Source organism: Hyphomicrobium sp., assembly GCF_019753045.1.
In the GTDB taxonomy this organism is placed as follows: Bacteria; Pseudomonadota; Alphaproteobacteria; order Rhizobiales; family Hyphomicrobiaceae; genus Hyphomicrobium_B.
In genome coordinates this window covers 1-18645 of the sequence record NZ_JAIELN010000008.1, presented here as the reverse complement: position 1 = coordinate 18645, position 18645 = coordinate 1, and the positions used below count along the sequence as shown (strand labels likewise).

Sequence of the window (18645 nt, the reverse complement as noted above, 5' to 3'; positions counted from 1 at the left end):
GAAGAAGCATTGAGAGAAAAGATGGCACGACGCAAAAAAGGTAACGCCGTTAACGGCTGGCTGGTCCTCGACAAGCCTATCAACATGACATCGACGCAGGCCGTCGCCGCCGTGCGCCGCGCGTTCAACGCGCAGAAGGCCGGGCATTCGGGAACATTGGATCCGCTGGCGACTGGCATCCTGCCGATCGCGCTCGGCGAAGGAACGAAGACCGTCTCGTTCGCAGTCGACGGCGAAAAGGCCTACCGCTTCACGGTTCGTTGGGGCGCCGAGACCGAAACCGACGATACCGAAGGCAAGGTAACGAAGACGAGCGACAACCGTCCGGCACGCGCAGACATCGAAGCGCTGCTGCCTCGCTTCCACGGCGAGATCATGCAGGAGCCGCCCGCTTATTCCGCGATCAAGATCGCCGGCGAGCGCGCCTACGACCTTGCACGCAACGGTGAGACGGTCGTGCTCGAGCCGCGCCCCGTGTTCATCGACAGCCTGTCTCTGGTCGACATGCCCGATGAAGCGACGAGCGTGTTCGAAGCGCGCTGCGGTAAAGGCACCTATGTGCGTGCGCTCGCACGAGACATGGGCCGCATCATGGGTTGCTACGGCCACGTTATCGCGCTGCGCCGGACGCAGGTCGGCCCCTTCGATGAGGGCCGCGCGGTGGCGATGGAAGCACTTCTCGCAGCCGCCGAGTCGGGCGATCCCGACGAGGTGCTGAAATACCTTCTTCCCGTCGAGTCGGCGCTCGCCGATCTGCCGGAACTGCTCGTCTCGCAGAGCGATGCAGCCACCCTTGCACGAGGCCAGACCGTTTTGATCCGCGGCCGGGACGCCCCGATTATGTCGGGCCCCGCCTACGCCACGTCGAAGGGCCGGCTTGTCGCGCTTGGAGAACTCGCCAAGGGCGCCCTCCACCCGACCCGTGTCTTCAATCTCGGGTAGCCGAGCGCTGAATCGTCTTAACTTATTGAAGAGACTTAGGGATTTATGCTCGAATTCAAACTCGCCTTTGGCGGGCATTCGTGTATAAGTACCGCATCCGCGCGGGCCTCGGGTTTCCGCGCGGCTTTCGTTTGCGACCCAGCTGGACGACATCCCGGCTGGCGCCGCTTGATCCAAACTCCAAATCTGAAAGGAGAATTCGATGTCGCAGGTAGCACCGCACAGGCGTGTGGCGAAGACGGCCGTCATCAAAGATAGCGCAACCAAGGCCAACGACACCGGCTCGCCGGAAGTTCAGATCGCCGTGCTTACGCATCGCATCAACGAGCTGACCGAGCACTTCAAGCTGCACAAGAAGGACAACCACTCGCGCCGCGGCCTTCTCAAGATGGTCAGCCAGCGCCGGCAGTTGCTCGACTACGTGAAGGCCAAGGACAACGCTCGTTACCAGAAGATCATCGAGAAGAACGGCATCCGCCGCTAATTCGCGCGCTCATTTCAGCGCTTCAGTCAGGACAGGCCGATGGCCAGTCATACGAATCGATAAACAAGAAAGCCGCCGGCGCACATCTGCGCCGGCCGCCCATATCGCTCGTCCGGCATGAGGCCGGCGGGCTGACCGACCGAACAGAAAAGCGAAAAACGAAAGATTGATCATGTTTGATATCCATCGCGTCGAAATTGATTGGGGTGGCCGCAAGCTGAAGCTCGAGACCGGCCACTACGCCCGCCAGGCGGATGCTGCGGTCATGGCGCAGTACGGCGATACGACTGTGCTGGCGACCGTTGTCGGCGCCCGGTCAGCAAAGCCCGGAATCGATTTCTTCCCGCTGACCGTGAATTATCAAGAACGCACCTACGCCGCCGGCAAGATCCCTGGCGGCTACTTCAAGCGCGAAGGCCGCCCGAGCGAGAAAGAGACGCTCACGTCTCGCCTGATTGACCGTCCGATCCGCCCGCTCTTCGTCGAAGGCTTCAAGAACGAGACGCAGGTTGTTGTAACCGTCCTCTCGCACGACCTCGAGAACGATCCCGACATCCTCGGCATGGTCGCAGCATCCGCGGCACTGACGCTTTCCGGCCTGCCGTTCCTCGGCCCCATCGGCGCCGCGCGCGTCGGCCTGATCAACGGTGAGTTCGTACTGAACCCGATGATCGATGAGATGAAGGACAGTGTCCTCGATCTCGTCGTCGCCGGCACGAACGACGCGGTGATGATGGTCGAATCGGAAGCCAAGGAACTCCCCGAGTCGCAGATGCTCGAAGCCGTGATGTTCGGCCACAAGCACATGCAGCCGGTCATTCAGGCGATCATCAAGCTCGCCGAGAAGGCTGCCAAGGAACCGTGGGACATCAAGATCCCGGACAAGGCGAAGTACGCCGCCCAGGTCAAAACCATCGCCGAATCGACGCTCAAGGAAGCGTTCTCGACGAAGGAAAAAGGCAAGCGCCAGGATCTCGTTTCCCAGGCGAAGAAGCAGATCACCGAAGGCATTTCCATTCCGCCCGACAACCCCGATGAGAAGGTTCTTCTCACCGACGCGTTCAAGTCGCTCGAGATGGACATCATGCGTGGCGACGTCCTGAAGACGAAGCGGCGCATCGACGGACGCGACCTGAAGACGGTTCGCCCGATCCTTTCGGAAGTTCACGTCCTTCCGCGCACGCACGGCTCAGCACTCTTTACCCGTGGCGAGACGCAGGCGCTCGTCGTCGCGACGCTCGGCACCGGCGAGGACGAGCAGTTCGTCGACAGCCTCGAAGGCACGAAGAAAGAGCGCTTCCTGCTGCATTACAACTTCCCCCCATACTCGGTCGGTGAAGTTGGCCGCATGGGATCGCCGGGCCGCCGCGAAATCGGTCACGGCAAGCTCGCTTGGCGCGCCATCCACCCGATGCTCCCCGCGCAGGAAGAGTTCCCCTACACGCTGCGCGTCGTCTCTGAGATCACCGAGTCGAACGGCTCCTCGTCGATGGCGACGGTCTGCGGTACCTCTCTCGCTCTGATGGACGCTGGCGTGCCGTTGAAATCGCCGGTCGCCGGTATCGCGATGGGCCTGATCAAGGAAGGCGACGACTACGTCGTTCTTTCCGACATCCTTGGCGACGAAGATCACCTCGGCGACATGGACTTCAAGGTGGCCGGCACCGACAAGGGTGTCACGTCGCTGCAGATGGACATCAAGATCACGGGCATCACCGAAGAGATCATGCGGATCGCCCTCGATCAGGCGCAGGAGGGTCGTCTCCACATCCTCGGCGAAATGTCGAAGGCGCTGACAGGCGCCCGCACCGAGCTCGGCGAATACGCGCCGCGCATCGAAACCATCAAGATCCCGGTCGACAAGATCCGCGAAGTCATCGGCTCCGGCGGTTCGGTCATCCGCGAGATCGTCGCCGAGTCGGGCGCCAAGATCGACATCGAGGACGACGGCACGGTGAAAATCGCGTCCGCCAACCGCGAGTCGATCGAAAAGGCACTCGCCCGCATTCGCGGCATCACGTCCGAGCCTGAGGTCGGCCAGATCTACAAGGGCAAGGTCGTGAAGATCATGGAGTTCGGCGCATTCGTGAACTTCTTCGGCTCGAAGGACGGCCTCGTTCACATTTCACAGCTGTCCCAGGGACGTCCTGAGACCGTCGGCGAAGTTGTGAAGGAAGGCCAGGAAGTTTACGTCAAGCTTCTGGGCTTCGACGATCGCGGCAAGACCCGCCTGTCGATGAAGATCGTCGATCAGGCGACCGGCCAGGAAATCCCGCGCGCTGAAGGCGAGCCGGAAGAGGTCTTCGAAAGCCGCCCCCCGCGCCGTGAAGGCGGACGCGGCGGCGATCGCAATCGCGGCCCGCGCCGCGAACGCAACTAAGACATCGCTCATCTAGAATTGATAAAGCCGCCGGATCATCGATCCGGCGGCTTTTTTTATTGCTCAGTCACCTCGGCCGGAATCGTATCCCGGCTCGGGCGAATGCAATCAATACCACCAGCACTTGCCGTGCTTGCAGACATGGTTCGTGCACTGCACGCGACCGATGCCTTTGACATGCTTGTGCCAGCCGTTGAGTCCACGGCGGCATGTCCGGTGCCAGAAGTGCGCTTGTTCAACAGTGGACTGAGCGGCCCCGACGCCCTTCAGCGTGCCAAGTGATCCGCCTGTCGCTGCAATGCCCTGTGACGCAGCGGACAACACGCCCACTGCCACCATCGCTGCCACGAGCGAAATTTTTCGAGCCATTCGGCTACTCCTCTCCCCTGGAGGCAAAGCCTCCTGCCAAGTTTTACGGGGCGACGCTAGCAGGGGAGAATAATGACCGCTATCGGAACAGTGACGGCGGAGAAGCTATGCCGTGTCTGCGTTGCAACTCGGCGTCAGGCTTTCGCGAAATGTGGCACGTCTGGCCAGAAAACGCGTGCTTTTTCACTCACTTCGTCCGGATCGCCGGTTGTCAGCAACGTCAGCATGCCGCCTTCACCGCCATCCAGATAATTCGTTCGGCGCGCGAGATAATCTTCAAAGCTGTCGGCCACGACCTCGGGCTGCGAAAGAATGCGTGTGAACGGCGGGAGATATTTCCTGAACAAAGGCTCGACGAGCGGAAAGTGCGTGCACCCAAGGATTGCGCGATGCGGCGGCAAATTCCCCGTCTGACCGAGAAGACCCGCAACACCATCGCGGACCAGCACATCGAGCTCCACCAGCGGACGTTTGTTCTCGATTGCGCCCGCAAGCTCCGAGCAGATCTGTTGGACGACCGTAACCTTCGGACAGCGCTTGCGGATCTCTTCCGCGTAGACGCCGGATGAGATCGTCCGCGTCGTCCCGAACACGCCGATGGTGTCGGTATTGTACTTCTGCGGATATTGCGGCGACGTCACCGCCCAAGGCGTTTGCGTTGCAGCCTCGACGGTCGGAGCGACGATGCCGAGGACATTGTGCGCGCCTGCCCACTTGCTCTCCGGCAGCCACTGTTGCTGCAAGCGCCGAAGCGCCACAGCCGTCGCCGTGTTGCAGCCGAGAAGCGCGAGCTTCGCCCCGCGCGCGAACAATTGCTCTACGCAATCCCGCGTAAAATCGACGATGTCTTCCGAAGGCCTGTTGCCGTAGGGGACGTGGGCATGATCGGCGAGATAAACGAAATCGACGGCCTTGAACCGCGCGACGAGCTCACGCAGGACGGTCAGCCCGCCGAGACCTGAATCAAATACCCCGATCATGAGCGGAGTGTTTGCGACGCCCGCTGGCGGACGTCAACGGCCGCGAAATGTCACTCCGCAGCAGCCGAGGGCGAACGGCTGGCCGTCTTGCCTTCGGTGTCGTGCTCCTTGAGGCCTTCGAGCGAAGGCATCGACACGGTGTTATAGCCGCAATCGACAAAATGCACTTCGCCGGTGACGGCGCCCGACATCGGCGACAGCAGATAGAGCGCCGAGCCCGCAACCTCGTCGAGTGTCGGCGTGCGTTGCAGCGGCGAGTTATCGCGCTGGAAATTGAAGATCACGCGCGCGTCGGAAACACCGGCGCCCGAAAGTGTGCGCATCGGACCGGCGGAGAGCGCGTTGACGCGCACGCCCTGCGGCCCGAGATCGGCGGCGAGATAACGCACGGATGCTTCGAGCGCGGCCTTCGCAACGCCCATGACGTTATAGGACGGCACCCAGCGCGTCGCGCCGCCGTAAGAAAGCGTGATCAGCGAGCCGCCGTTCGGCATCAGCGCTGCAGCGCGCTTCGAGATTTCGGTGAAGGAGAAGCACGAGATCACCATCGAGTTGATGAAATTCTCGCGGCTCGTATCGGCATAGCGCCCTGCAAGCTCTTTCGGATCGGAATAGGCGAGCGCGTGAACGACGAAATCGAGGCTGCCCCATTCTTCCTTGATGCGCGCGAAGACATTGTCGACGCTCGCAAGGTCGAGGACGTTGCATTCCTCGATGATTTTCGAACCGAGCGATTGCGCGAGCGGCAGCGCCCGGCGGCCGAATGCGCCGCCCTGATAGGTGAAGGCGAGTTCTGCACCTTGGCCCGCAAGCGCGCGCGCAATGCCCCAAGCGATCGACCTATCGTTGGCGACCCCCATTACAAGACCGCGCTTGCCCGCCATCAAAGGGCCAGGCTTTGCGATATCGAAGTCGGTCATAGGAAGCCTCGTTTTGTCACCAAAGGTACGCCCGCGAACGTCAAACCAGCCGGCACCACGCTTGTATACTCTCATAGCCCTCACCGTCCGCCGCTACGCAGTTCCTAGCGGCGACCAGGAAAGCTTTTGTTACTCACGCATCATGCCGGCGGAAAATCAGAGTGGCATTTGTGCCGCCAAAACCGAAGCTGTTCGACATCACACAGTTAAGTTCAGCGTTGTCTATACGCTTCAGAGCGATTGGCATATCGGCGAAGGCCGGGTCAAGCTCGTCAATATTGGCGCTTTCGCAGATAAAACCGTTGTTCATCATGAGAAGCGAGAAAATCGCTTCCTGTACGCCGATCGCGCCGAGCGAATGCCCCGTTAACGATTTCGTCGCCGAAATGACCGGTGCCTTGCCGCCAAACACGGTGCGGATAGCATCGATCTCCTTCGCATCACCGACGGGAGTGCCCGTTCCGTGCGGATTGAGATAATCGATTTTGGGCAAGCCTTTACCGTCAAATCCCTTGAGCGCCAAGCGCATGCAGCGCTCCGCACCCTCGCCCGACGGCGCAACCATGTCATAACCATCGGACGTCGCGCCGTATCCTGCGATCTCGGCGTAGATCTTCGCGCCACGGGCTTTCGCGTGCTCCAGTTCCTCGAGCACAACGACGCCGGCGCCGCCTGCGATAACGAAACCGTCGCGATTCTTATCGTAGGCGCGGCTCGCCCGCGTCGGAGTGTCGTTGAAGTGCGTCGACATGGCGCCCATCGCGTCGAAGAGATTCGACAAGGTCCAGTCGAGTTCTTCGCACCCACCGGCGAACATCACGTCCTGCTTGCCCCACTGGATCATCTCGGCAGCATTGCCGATGCAGTGCGAGCTCGTCGCGCAAGCCGATGAAATCGAATAGTTAACGCCCTTGATCTGGAAAGCCGTAGCCAGCGCCGCAGACGGGCCCGAGCACATGGCCTTCGGGACCTCGAACGGTCCGATTTTTTTCGGCCCCCCGGATTCGAGCGTAACTTCAGCCGCCTGGACGATTGCCCGCGTGGACGGTCCGCCCGAACCGACGATGATGCCGGTGCGCTCGTTGACGACGTCGGACGCTTCGAGACCCGAATCGCGGATGGCTTGATCCATCGCGATCCAATTCCAGCCGACACCTGCCCCCATGAAGCGCTTGGGCTTCCGGGGAACCATTGCCTCCCACTCGATCTGTGGGGCTCCGTGGACTTGGCATTTGAAGCCCAATTCGGCGTACTTCTCTGCACGAGAAATACCGGACTTCGCCTCTCTCAACGAAGCGAGAACTTCTTGGGTGTTGTTCCCTATCGAGGACACCACACCCATGCCAGTCACAACTACGCGCCGCATGCGCTCGTTCACTCCTGCGGTTCCTGCTGCCGCCCGCTTTGACAGCCGGGCCCTCTGCGCAAACGCTTAAGGACCTTCGCTCGACTTGAGTAGGACCCTTAGGTCCTTGGCTGTGTATATCACCTCGCCATCGGCCTTCAGGACACCGTCTGCCTCTGCGAGCTTCAGCTTCCGGGCAATGACCCGCTTTATGTCTATGACATATTCGAGCAGTTTTACGTCAGGCGTAACTTCACGCGTGAATTTGACCTCGCCGACGCCGGAAGCCCGGCCCTGTCCGGTGAGACCGAGCCAGCCCAGATAGAATCCCGTCAATTGCCAGAGAGCGTCGAGGCCGAGGCACCCCGGCATCACCGGATCACCTTTGAAATGGCAGGCGAATAGCCAGTCCAGGCGCTCGTTGCCAGCAACCTTAAGCTCGGCGACGATAAGGCCTTTACCGTGTGCGCCGGCAGTTTCGGAGATCGTTGCGATGCGATCAACCATAAGCATCGGCGGAAGCGGCAATTGCGCATTCCCCGGGCCGAACAGTTCGCCGCGCCCGCAGGCCAGCAAATCATCGAATTCGAAGCTCGAACGGCGTTCCGCCACTGGTCCCCTCGTTTCATGGCCGACTATGCGGTGTTCGTTCACATTATGCTCCGGGAAGGTCAAGATAAGGGGGTCGTAACATACGCCTGCCCTTGCGCCTAGCAGTGCTGGCCGCTGCGTGTAACAGGGCGTTGACCGGTCTTAAAGAGCCATTCTCGCCGTAAGTTGCGGCTTTTAAGGCAAGTGACTATACTCATCATAATTCGCCGCGTTTCGTAGGGACTGACATCATGTTGGTCCAACGTGGGGACGCAATCACGGTTCTGCAAACGCAAATGTCTGATAAATCTCCGGCAAGCATGGCACCAGAAGCACCGCTCTCCACGCCTGAGCTCCTGCGAAAAGCGGGCCTCCGGCCGACCCGGCAGCGCATGACGCTCGGCAAGCTGCTGTTCGAGGGCGGCGACCGCCACGTAACGGCCGAGCAGCTTCACGCCGAAGTCGCGGGCCTCGGAGAGCATGTCTCGCTCGCGACGGTTTACAACACCCTGCACCAGTTCAAGCGCGCCGGGCTCTTACGTGAATTGGCGATCGAAGGCTCGAAGGCCTACTTCGACACCAACACGTCCAATCACAATCACTTCTTGCTCGAGCCGAATGGCGAGCTGATGGACATCCCCGGCGATGCGATCACCGTCGCCGGACTTCCCGAGCCGCCCGAAGGCCTGAAGATCACGCACGTCGATGTGGTCGTGCGCCTGACGAAGGCTTGAGTATTCGCAAAAGCTTGAGCGTCTCGCGCACCGATTGGCGCGCGTAGCACTCTACTTGAACGTCTCGCCTTCGTAGACGCCCCAGAGCTTCTTCTGCTCGATGTAGCCGCTATATTGATCCACCGTTACGCGGCACCAGCGCCCGTCGCACATGTGCAGGTCGGCGATGACACCCGCTTCGACATTCGCGACCACGTTCGTATGTTCGCTATCGCTCGCCATGATCGGCACCAGCGGCGGCGACGTCCCGGTCTTGCGTTCCCAAGGCAGAACGAGGCCCGTTCTCCGGCCAGACAGCAACGACTGCAAAACCCAACCCGTAGCGCCCTCGGCGTCGCGAACCTGGCGCCAGATCTCGAATTCCTTGATGACTTCCAGTGGAAGTCCGGCGCGCCGGTAGACCCATGAGGTCGGGTAGTCGGTCCCCGGCCCGTTCCTGAGATTGACCCTGTCCGACTTGAGACTGACGAACCGAGGCACTGGCAAGCCGCTTCCGGCGAGCGCCGGCGAATCAGCCGCCAGCGCGTGCCCGGGCACTGCCAGGGCCAATGCGATTGCTGCAGCTGCGAGGACCGCCCCGCCGCCAATTGCCCTCACGCCCGCTAACCTGGCCTGTACGGCCCGAAAGCCGGTCGCCCAGCCGCTTCCAAGCGGCAGCCGCAACCCCACCCGCGGCCGGGCGTGTCTATGCTCTAGGAACGATATTGTCATTGAAGCGGCCTGTAACCCCGCGTGTAACCCGCGCTCGGCAAAGAAAATGGCTAGCGTGCCTTCGTGTTAGGCGTCCGCAACTGATTTCAGGACTTTGTCTTCGCGAAGACCATCTGATAGACACGGGGCCGCACTTTCTCAAGCGGCCTCGCAAGGGTCATGTGAACGCCGCGATTTTCTTGCAACGGGAAACGAATGCCCACCCCCCCAAAGAAACCTGTTGTCGTCGTCACCCGCAAGCTGCCCGATGTCGTCGAGACTAGGATGTGCGAGCTTTTCGACACGCGCCTCAATCTCGAAGACAAGCCTCTCAGTCAGGCTCAGCTCGTCGAAGCCGTCAAAACCGCCGACGTCCTCGTGCCGACGGTGACTGACCGCATCGACCGCGCCGTGCTGACGCAAGCCGGCCCGAAGCTTCGCCTGATTGCGAACTTCGGAACGGGCGTCGACAATGTCGATCTCGACACGGCCCGCAACCGGGGCATCCTGGTCACCAACACGCCCGGCGTGCTGACCGAAGATACCGCCGACATGACGATGGCGCTCATCCTCGCGGTGCCCCGGCGCCTCGCCGAAGGCGCAGCGTACATGCGCGACCCCGCGACAAAATGGTCCGGCTGGTCGCCCACATGGATGCTCGGACACCGCATCTACGGCAAGCGGCTCGGCATCGTCGGCATGGGCCGCATCGGCCAAGCGGTTGCGCGTCGCGCCAAGGCGTTCGGCTTGCAGATCCACTATCACAACCGGCGTCGCGTCTCCGAAGACGTCGAGGCGGAACTCGAGGCAACGTTCTGGGAGAGCCTCGACCAGATGCTGACGCGCGTCGACATCGTGTCGATCAACTGCCCGCATACGCCTGGCACTTATCACCTGTTGTCGGCACGCCGGCTCAAGTTGCTGAAGCCGTCGGCTTACATCGTCAACACGGCGCGCGGAGAGGTCGTCGACGAGAACGAGCTGGCTCGCCTTCTCGAAGCGGGCGCGATCGCAGGCGCAGGCCTCGACGTGTTCGAGCACGAGCCGGCCGTCAATCCGCGGCTCTTGGCGTCCGACCGCGTCATTGCCTTGCCGCACATGAGCTCGGCGACGATCGAAGGCCGCGTCGACATGGGCGAGAAGGTGATCATCAACATCAAGGCGTTCGCCGACGGGCACGCACCGCCCGACCGCGTTCATCCTGCGATGCTCTGAGCTGAGTTTTACCGGCGGCGACGACAAGCGCCGCCGGTCTCAAAATTTTGCTCTCGAACGTTTTCTGAAAATTATTCCGCGGCGCACGCCGGATTTGCAGAAGTCTGCCCCGACGCAAGATCGGTGATCGTCGGATTCCGTCCCGTTAGAGGATTATCCGGATCCCAGGCGATTGCGACGACTTCGAACCGCGTCGCGAGCGCGTCGTAGATGAGCAGCCGTCCGGCAAGGCTCTCGCCGAGACCCAACAGCTCTTTCACGACTTCCGTTGCCTGCAAAGTCCCGACGACGCCCGCGACCGGTCCGAGCACGCCGACCTCTTCGCAATTGGCGACAAGCCCTGCCGGAGGCGCTTCCGGAAAAACGCAGCGGAGCGACGGGTAAGGATTCCCTTGCGGGTCTTTCTCGTGCGGCTTGAAAACCGAGACGTAACCGTCGAACGATCCGAGCGCCGCATAAGCAAGCGGCCGCTTCGCGAAATAGCACGCGTCCGAAACCAGATAACGCGTCGCGAAATTATCCGAACCGTCAGCAACGATGTCGTAGCGCGAGATGATGTCTAGGGCATTCGAAGCGTCGATGCGCTCAGCATAAGTCTCGACGGTGACGTGCGGATTGATGCGAAGGATCGCGTCGCGTGCGCTGTCGACCTTCAACCTGCCCGCATCCTCCGTGCGATGAGCGATCTGGCGCTGAAGGTTGTCGATTGAGACAGTGTCGTCGTCGATGATGCCAATCGTCCCGACGCCAGCCGCCGCGAGGTAGGTGACGACCGGTGAACCAAGTCCGCCGGCGCCGATGACGAGCACGCGCGCCGCCTTGAGTTTTTGCTGCCCCGGGGCACCCACGTCACGCAGAACAAGGTGGCGTTTAAAGCGCTGCACTTCGTCTGACGTGAGCTGTGCCATGGGGCCTGATAATCTTTCGCGCGAGTGCTTAGGTCTTCGGCTGCGGATCGACGAAGAGTTCGCTCGAGAAATAACGCTCCGCAGACGACGGCGCAAACGTGACGATCGTTTTGCCCGCGAATTCCGGCCTTTCGGCGACGGCAATCGCCGCGGCGACGTTGGCGCCCGTCGAGATACCGCCGGGAATACCTTCGACCTTGGCAACAGTGCGCGAAACTTCGAATGCCGTATCGCTCGCGACGGTCACGACCTCGTCGATCAGACCGGTATCGAGAACGCTTGGAATGAACCCTGCGCCAATGCCCTGAATTTTGTGCGGACCGCGCGGCTGGCCGGAGAGGATCGCGCTAGTCGTCGGTTCGACAGCTATCACCTTGAGCCCCGGAATGCGTTTTTTGAGAATGCGGCCGACACCCGTCAGCGTGCCACCGGTGCCGACACCGATGACAAGCGCGTCGATCTTGCCCTTCGTATCGTTGAAGAGTTCTTCCGCCGTCGTCTTTTCGTGGACGAGCGGATTGGCCGGATTGTCGAACTGGCCAGGGATCACGGCATCGGGAAGCACCTTGGCAAGCTCTTCAGCGCGCGCAACAGCTGCCGGCATACCGCCAGCGCCTGGCGTCAATTCGAGTTCCGCGCCGAGGTGCGACAGAATTTTTCTGCGCTCGATCGACATCGTTTCCGGCATGACGAGAATGAGCCGGTAGCCGCGCGCCGCAGCGACGAATGCGAGACCGATACCTGTGTTCCCCGAAGTTGGTTCGATCAGCACCGTCTTGCCGGGCTTAATGCGGCCCTCAGCTTCGAGTGCGTCGATCATCGCAACGCCGATACGATCCTTGACCGATGAGAGCGGGTTGAAGAATTCAAGCTTCAGCAAAATGTCAGCATTGAGCTTCGCTGCTGCTTTGATCTTCGAGAGCCGCACGAGCGGCGTATGACCGATTGTTTCAGTGATGCTCTCGTAGACGCGACCGCGTCCCCAGCTCTTCGTGGCTTCGAGTGTTTTGATTTCGATCGTGTCTGTCATGGTTATCTCGATTCGCCCTCGGATTGACGCGCTCACTGTGCGCAATATGGGAACGGTTTTCGCAGGTTCGAGTGTCGCCCTCAAGAGGTGAGGAACGCGCATAGAGGCCCATAAGCATTGCACTTTTTGTGATTAACGCGCCTGCGCGCGACCTCACGATTTGGATTTTTTTTGCGCCTTGCCCGATCGTTTAGCAACGGCTTTCTGCCGTCCGGTCGTATCATGGGATGGGGACTCGCTAATACCCGTAGACCCGAAACCACCCGCGCCCCTTTTTGTTGCAGTAAGCCTTTTGGCTTCGCGGAGTTTTACGCGCGCAACCGGAGCAACGATCATTTGTGCGACCCGTTCTCCGCGCGCCACGATAAACGGGTCAGTCCCGTGATTGATCAAAATGACAGCGACTTCGCCCCGATAATCCGCGTCGATCGTGCCGGGGCTATTGAGAACCGTCACGCCGTGCTTCACGGCAAGCCCCGATCGCGGACGTACCTGTGCTTCCATTCCGCGTGGCAGCTCGAAGATCAAGCCCGTCGGAATGAGCGCGCGTGCTCCGGGTGCTATGGTGACGCCAACATCGCCCGAAACAGCAGCCACGAGATCGAACCCTGCGGCGTCCGCGGTCTGATAGTCGGGGAGCGGAAGACCTTCTGCGTGCTCGAGACGCCTGACCTTGACCTTCATTCAGCGGCCGTGCGCTTGGCGTGAAGCTGCTCCGCGGCGCGCTCCATGAGTTTTTTCGCAACCTTCGCCTTGCTCATCTCAGGCCAACTCTCCACACCGCTTGCGGTGATCAAATGGACGGTATTGTTTTCGCCGCCCATCACACCCGACAACGGCGAAACGTCGTTGGCGACGATCCAGTCGGCGCGCTTGGATTTGAGCTTCGCCTGGGCGTGGGTCAACACATTCTGCGTTTCAGCCGCGAAGCCGATGACGAGACGCGGCCGCTCAGGCCCCGGCCGTGCGATCATCTTAAGGATATCCGGATTTTCCGTGAGCGAAAGCGTGGGCGCACCCTCTTTCTCGGACTTCTTGATCTTTTCGGTCTGGATGGTCTCGACGCGCCAGTCCGCAACGGCCGCGGCGAAAACGGCGATATCGGCGGGCAAAGCGGCCTTCACCGCTTCCAGCATTTCTGCAGCCGTCTTGATGCGGATGATTTCGACGCCAGCCGGCTCCACAAGCGAAACGGGGCCGGTGATCAGCGTCACGCGCGCGCCGAGTTCGGCCGCGGCAGCCGCGAGTTCGAAACCCTGTTTGCCCGATGAGCGGTTCGCCAGATACCGGATCGGATCGATGGGTTCGTGTGTCGGTCCGCTCGTGATGATGACGTGCCGTCCTTCGAGGACGCCGCCGCCGGACCCGCCTGCTTCGAATGCGCCTTCTATGGCAGCAATGAGTTCCGGAACCTCGACGAGACGTCCAGGCCCAGCTTCACCGCGCTCGGCCATCTCGCCGACAGCCGGCCCGATGATCTGGATGCCGTCGGCTTTGAGTTGAGCAACGTTCCGGCGCGTCGCCGGATTGAGCCACATCTGAGGGTTCATTGCAGGTGCGAGCAGGACGGGCTTCTCGGTGGCAAGCAGAACGGCCGTCGCGAGATCGTCGGCGTGGCCGCCGGCCATCCGCGCGATGAGATCGGCGGTCGCCGGTGCGACGACGATCAAATCGCTGTCGCGCGCCAGCCTGATGTGTCCGATCTCCCGCTCATCGTCGAGATCGAAGAGGTCGGTCAGCACCCGCTCGTTCGTTAATGCGCCAACGGAAAGCGGCGTCACGAAATGATGGGCGGCCTTGGTCATCACGGCGCGGACGCTATGACCCCGCTCCCGAAGCCGCCGGATCAGGTCCAGGCACTTATAGGCAGCAATTCCGCCGCCGATGATCAGTAGGATGCGCTTGGCCGAAGACAAATCGTTAAGTCCCGTTACCGCTCGATAGAATATACATTTTAGCACATTCCCCGAAGCCTGAGGTTAAGCCGTTCGCCAAGAGGGCAAATTTCACGGTCGCCCCGTGCCATTTATCCAGTTTTGACTTATATCCGCCCGAACGCGCACTCTGGAGGAATTTGCCCATGCGTTTCAAAATCCCCGCCCTTGCCCTCCTGGCAGGCCTTGCAGCCACCTTGGCGCCGGCTCTGACTGAGGCCACCGAGGCCCACGAGGTGACCGTCAAAGGCGTAACGGTTGCCCATCCCTGGGCGCGCGCGACCCCGGAAGGCCAGAAAATCGGCGCGGCGTTCGCCGAGATCAAGACCGACAAGGATACCTCCGACCGGCTGATCGGCGTTTCATCGCCCGTCGCGGCAAACGGCGAAGTTCACTCGATGACGATGGACGGCGATGTCATGAAGATGCGCCGCCTCGACGGCATCGACCTGAAACCCGGCCAATCCATCGTTCTGAAGCCGATGGCCGATCACATCATGCTGATGGGTCTAAAGCAGCAGCTGAAAGAGGGCGACCTCGTCAAGCTCACGCTGACCTTCGAAAAGGCCGGACCCATCGAAGTCGAAGGAACGGTCGAGGCCCCAGGCGCTATGGGCCCTCACGGCCTTGCCAAGCAGCCTGTTGATGATTCGATGGGCTCCATGCACCACGATATGACACATGAGTAAAACAACGGCGCAAATCCACCGTCGTGCGATCCGCAACTGATCATCTTTCGGGCATCGAAAAATCGAAAATTATTTATGTCGCGCGGTGACTTGACGCAGAAGATCGTTTGGTACATGGTGCGGCCACTTGCGAAGGCCGGGACCGGTCGCAGGGCTAAAAAACGAATAAAGGTCCAAGTCTAGGGACGAAACTATTGGGGTGGTTCGGTAACGCGAACCACCCCATTGCCGTTTTAATACCCCTCAAATTTCAAACACACGCGCTGGCGGCACCGAGCACAACGGAGCCGTATCCGATATCCCGGGCGGCGCCGGCGGGCAGGCCGCCGGGCCAATTGTGTCCGCTGCCTTGATCGTAACGCCTTTCTGACGCCAATAGCGCGCTTTGGATGCTGTGTCGGGGGCGCAGAGAGGGTGAAGATGGGTCTGGGGGATATTGCCGGCGCAAGTCGGCCTTCTGGTCGCCTGCTGCTGGCGAGCCTGCTGATTTGGCTGATCTTGGCGATTGCGTTGCCGTTGTCGGCTCTGACGCTCAACGTCATCCGTATCGGCGGATTCCCGCTTGGCTTCTGGATTGCTGCTCAGGGCGCAATCATCGGTCTCGTTGCGTTGGTCGCTTTCTATGCCTGGAAAGCCGGCGGCGTGCCGGTGCGCGAAGGCATCCGCCCTGCGCTCATATTCGCGGGCGAGATCGTCGGTGCAGTCGCGCTTCTGGGTTTCACCGGCTACATCGCGGCAATGGGCTACGACGGCTTGGCGCTGCCGCTCGGCCTCGTCGCCGGCGTTGCCTTGCTCGCAATCCTCGTAGCGCCGCGCTTCGTTCTTTATCCCGTGCAATCGATCAGCGGTTTCTTCGCGATCCGCTACGGCGGAAGCCTGACGCGCCGCTTGGCGTTTCTCATCGCGTCGGCTGCAACGGGCCTGCTACTGGCGGCCGACATCAGAGCGGGTTCTCTCGCGTTGCAGAGCCTCATCAGCATCCCGATGCACCAGGCGATCCTCGGTATCACGGTGGCGATCGCCGCGACTTGGCTTGCAGGCACTTTCTTCGCACCGGCAAAAATGAGCGGCGGATTGGGCTTCGTCGCCGTCGCCGCCGGACTGCTCGCAACGCTCATCGCACTCGCAGTCTTCGCAAGCGGCTCGCTGCTGCCGCACTTCACGCTCGGCTCCGCCCTCGAAAGCCACGCCAATCTCAATCAGGCGCTCGTCGTCAGCAGGCTATCGGACGTGAAATCTCTGACGCCGATGACGTCCCCATTCCTCCAACTTTCGATGCGAAATTTCGCGGGCCTGCTGCTCGCAGTAGCGTTAGGCGTCGTCGCGGCTCCGCATCTTCTCGGGCGTCACGTATCGCAATCGGCGGTCGCACCCGGAGGCGCGGTCAAGCGTACAGCTGTCGCCCTCGTCGCCGTCGCCATACTTATCGCCAGTCTTCCGCCGCTCGCGATCTACAGTCGCATCGGCTTCGAAGAAGTGATGTCCAAGGGTATCGAAATCGCTTCGATTCCCCAGTCGTTCGCCGAGGCGAGTGCGCAGGGCTGGGTAAAAGTCTGCGACCAGACCTCACTCGCATCGGCCGATCTCGCCGCAGCGTGCGCCAAGGCTTCCGGACAGCGCGGCTTCCTCAGACTTCAGGATCTGGCGTTCACGACGGACGGGTTCGTCGTTGCAGCACCCATGATTTCTGGCCTCAGCCCCATGTTGGAATATCCGTTGCTGCTCGCCGTCGTACTCGCGTCCGTGCTCGTCGGAAACGCGCTCCTCTCCTCGATCGTCGTCGCCGATCGCGAGATCAGGACGACGCGCGAAGAGCGCTCTCCCGATATGGATTTTCGTTCGGTGTCGGTCGGCGGAACTCTTCTGGTCGTCGCCGCGATGGTAGCACTCTTTGCCGCTATCGGAACGGGACTGCTCGCCGCCGAAGGCTTTTCGTTGCTTGCCGCAGGCATCTTTCCGTCCCTCGTTCTTGGGCTGCACTGGCGCCATATGAACGCGGCAGGCGCGATAGCGGCGATGCTCGTCGGAACGTTGATCACCGCCGTCTATCTGCTCGGTGTCCACATCTGGCCGGTCGAACTGTTCAGTATTTCGGGCGGCCTTTCGGATGCCCCCGCGGTTGCCGCGAAGCGCTTCGCGGAACTCCAGGCCGCTCTCGCCGCAGCGACGACACCCGACGCCGCAGCGCTCGCGCACGCGGCTCTCGTCAAGCATGTCACGACAATTGCCAACTGGGGTGGCCTGAAACCGGCAGCCATCACGCTGGTTGCCGTCCCTGCGGGCTTCATTGCAGGACTTTTGATCAGCCTTCTGCTGCGGCCGCGAAAAAAGACGCCCGAAGCGCCCGCCTGAAACCTTCGCGCGCGCGAACGAGTCGCCTAGAGTTGGGCTCGTGACAACGCGTCCGAGAAACGGCGCAACGCACGGCGGCACCAACGCAATGGCTGACGAGATTTACGATCTCCTCGTGATTGGCGGCGGCATCAACGGCGCTGGAATCGCGGCCGATGCCGCGATGCGTGGCCTGTCGGTTTTCCTTGCCGAAGCCGACGACCTTGCGGGCGCAACGTCATCGGCGAGCTCCAAACTCATTCACGGCGGCCTCCGCTACCTCGAACATTTTGAATTCCGGCTCGTTCGCGAAGCATTGGCCGAGCGCGAAGTGCTTCTCGCGAAAGCGCCGCACATCATCCGCCCGCTGCGCTTCATCCTTCCGCAGGTCGCCGGGATGCGACACGAGCTGATGATGCGCGCGGGACTTTTTCTTTACGATCATCTTGCCGCCCGCGAGTCCCTGGGCGCGTCGCACGCCATCGATCTGCGGCAGGATCCTGCCGGCGCACCTCTCGTTTCCGAATTGCTTCGCGGCTTCACGTACTGGGACTGCGCGGTCGACGATTCCCGTCTCGTCGTTTTGAACGCGATCGCCGCGCGCGAAGCCGGAGCACGCGTCGCAACGAGAACGCCCGTCACCGGCTTGCAAGCCGAAGATGGTGTTTGGGCGGCCGCTCTCGGATCGTCAGGACGACGCATTGCCGCCCGCGCCGTCGTCAATGCGGCGGGACCATGGGTTGCGAAAGTAGCAGCCCTCGCGACCGGCCAGCAAAAAGCGGCACCGCCAACCGTCAGATTGGTCAAAGGCAGCCACATCACCGTGCCGCGCATTGCCGGAGCCGACGACGCGTACACCTTTCAAAACCGCGACGGCCGCATCGTTTTCGCGTTGCCCTTCGAAGACGCCTTCACGTTGATCGGAACGACCGAGGAAACATTCGCAGGCGATCCGCGAACTGCCAGCGCCTCGCGCGAAGAAGAAGATTACTTGCTCGACGCCGCCAATCGCTTTTTCCGCGAACCCGTCACGCGTCCCGACATCGTCTGGAGTTTCGCAGGCGTGCGACCGCTCGAGGACGACGGCAGCGAAAGCGCGTCCG

At 61.4% G+C, this 18645-nt stretch carries 17 protein-coding genes and 1 pseudogene; 8 read left to right on the top strand and 10 right to left on the bottom strand.

What is annotated here, in order from left to right; translation table 11 throughout:
• Positions 1-21 precede the first annotated feature (21 nt).
• The 3 genes from truB to pnp all read left to right on the top strand — a co-directional run bounded on the left by truB (position 22) and on the right by pnp (position 3806).
• Complete coding sequence (gene truB / locus K2Q04_RS10190) at positions 22-942, top strand: tRNA pseudouridine(55) synthase TruB (protein ID WP_291162846.1); 921 nt, start codon at positions 22-24, stop codon at positions 940-942.
• Positions 943-1144: 202 nt separating this feature from the next.
• On the top strand, positions 1145-1426 hold the full coding sequence (gene rpsO / locus K2Q04_RS10185; protein WP_045834620.1) for a 30S ribosomal protein S15: 282 nt from the start codon (positions 1145-1147) through the stop codon (positions 1424-1426).
• Between the two features lie 172 nt (positions 1427-1598).
• Positions 1599-3806, top strand: coding sequence for a polyribonucleotide nucleotidyltransferase (pnp, locus tag K2Q04_RS10180; protein WP_291162840.1), 2208 nt, complete (start codon positions 1599-1601; stop codon positions 3804-3806).
• Between the two features lie 108 nt (positions 3807-3914).
• Here the strand turns inward: pnp and K2Q04_RS10175 are convergent, their stop codons facing one another.
• From K2Q04_RS10175 to fabA, 5 genes are all read right to left on the bottom strand, one after another.
• The gene (locus tag K2Q04_RS10175) at positions 3915-4175 is read right to left on the bottom strand and encodes a hypothetical protein (protein ID WP_291162837.1); all 261 of its coding nucleotides are present in this window, start codon (positions 4173-4175) and stop codon (positions 3915-3917) included.
• Between the two features lie 134 nt (positions 4176-4309).
• Entirely contained in the window at positions 4310-5155 is an 846-nt protein-coding gene (locus tag K2Q04_RS10170) for an aspartate/glutamate racemase family protein (RefSeq protein WP_291162834.1), read from the bottom strand.
• Between the two features lie 50 nt (positions 5156-5205).
• On the bottom strand, positions 5206-6075 hold the full coding sequence (fabI, locus tag K2Q04_RS10165) for an enoyl-ACP reductase FabI (RefSeq protein ID WP_291162832.1): 870 nt from the start codon (positions 6073-6075) through the stop codon (positions 5206-5208).
• 133 nt (positions 6076-6208) lie between these two features.
• Positions 6209-7441 (bottom strand): beta-ketoacyl-ACP synthase I, encoded by a 1233-nt coding sequence (gene fabB / locus K2Q04_RS10160; RefSeq protein WP_291162829.1) that lies wholly within the window; start codon positions 7439-7441, stop codon positions 6209-6211.
• A gap of 66 nt (positions 7442-7507) precedes the next feature.
• The gene (fabA, locus tag K2Q04_RS10155) at positions 7508-8032 is read right to left on the bottom strand and encodes a bifunctional 3-hydroxydecanoyl-ACP dehydratase/trans-2-decenoyl-ACP isomerase (protein WP_092868900.1); all 525 of its coding nucleotides are present in this window, start codon (positions 8030-8032) and stop codon (positions 7508-7510) included.
• Positions 8033-8307: 275 nt separating this feature from the next.
• Here fabA and irrA point away from each other — a divergent pair, with 275 nt between their 5' ends.
• Positions 8308-8745, top strand: a complete 438-nt coding sequence (irrA, locus tag K2Q04_RS10150; protein ID WP_291162825.1) for an iron response transcriptional regulator IrrA — start codon at positions 8308-8310, stop codon at positions 8743-8745.
• Positions 8746-8796: 51 nt separating this feature from the next.
• Here the strand turns inward: irrA and K2Q04_RS10145 are convergent, their stop codons facing one another.
• Positions 8797-9225 (bottom strand): SH3 domain-containing protein, encoded by a 429-nt coding sequence (locus K2Q04_RS10145; protein WP_291162822.1) that lies wholly within the window; start codon positions 9223-9225, stop codon positions 8797-8799.
• Positions 9226-9651: 426 nt separating this feature from the next.
• Between K2Q04_RS10145 and K2Q04_RS10140 the strand changes: the two genes are divergently transcribed.
• Positions 9652-10650, top strand: a complete 999-nt coding sequence (locus tag K2Q04_RS10140; protein WP_291162819.1) for a D-glycerate dehydrogenase — start codon at positions 9652-9654, stop codon at positions 10648-10650.
• A gap of 71 nt (positions 10651-10721) precedes the next feature.
• Here the strand turns inward: K2Q04_RS10140 and K2Q04_RS10135 are convergent, their stop codons facing one another.
• The 4 genes and pseudogenes from K2Q04_RS10135 to coaBC all read right to left on the bottom strand — a co-directional run bounded on the left by K2Q04_RS10135 (position 10722) and on the right by coaBC (position 14504).
• Complete coding sequence (locus tag K2Q04_RS10135; RefSeq protein ID WP_291162817.1) at positions 10722-11558, bottom strand: HesA/MoeB/ThiF family protein; 837 nt, start codon at positions 11556-11558, stop codon at positions 10722-10724.
• A 28-nt stretch (positions 11559-11586) separates the two neighbouring features.
• Positions 11587-12588, bottom strand: coding sequence for a cysteine synthase A (gene cysK / locus K2Q04_RS10130; protein ID WP_291162815.1), 1002 nt, complete (start codon positions 12586-12588; stop codon positions 11587-11589).
• Between the two features lie 243 nt (positions 12589-12831).
• Positions 12832-13272 (bottom strand): annotated as a pseudogene (gene dut, locus K2Q04_RS10125) (dUTP diphosphatase); the annotation flags it as partial.
• Complete coding sequence (coaBC, locus tag K2Q04_RS10120) at positions 13269-14504, bottom strand: bifunctional phosphopantothenoylcysteine decarboxylase/phosphopantothenate--cysteine ligase CoaBC (RefSeq protein ID WP_291162811.1); 1236 nt, start codon at positions 14502-14504, stop codon at positions 13269-13271. The pseudogene dut and the gene coaBC, both read right to left, overlap by 4 nt.
• Positions 14505-14668: 164 nt before the next feature.
• On the opposite strand from coaBC, the gene K2Q04_RS10115 reads away from it, so the two are divergent.
• The 3 genes from K2Q04_RS10115 to glpD all read left to right on the top strand — a co-directional run.
• On the top strand, positions 14669-15211 hold the full coding sequence (locus K2Q04_RS10115; RefSeq protein ID WP_291162809.1) for a copper chaperone PCu(A)C: 543 nt from the start codon (positions 14669-14671) through the stop codon (positions 15209-15211).
• Positions 15212-15631: 420 nt separating this feature from the next.
• On the top strand, positions 15632-17563 hold the full coding sequence (locus K2Q04_RS10110) for a sodium/substrate symporter small subunit (protein WP_291162806.1): 1932 nt from the start codon (positions 15632-15634) through the stop codon (positions 17561-17563).
• Between the two features lie 40 nt (positions 17564-17603).
• On the top strand, positions 17604-18645 hold a 1042-nt coding region (gene glpD, locus K2Q04_RS10105; RefSeq protein ID WP_291162804.1), incomplete at its 3' end, for a glycerol-3-phosphate dehydrogenase.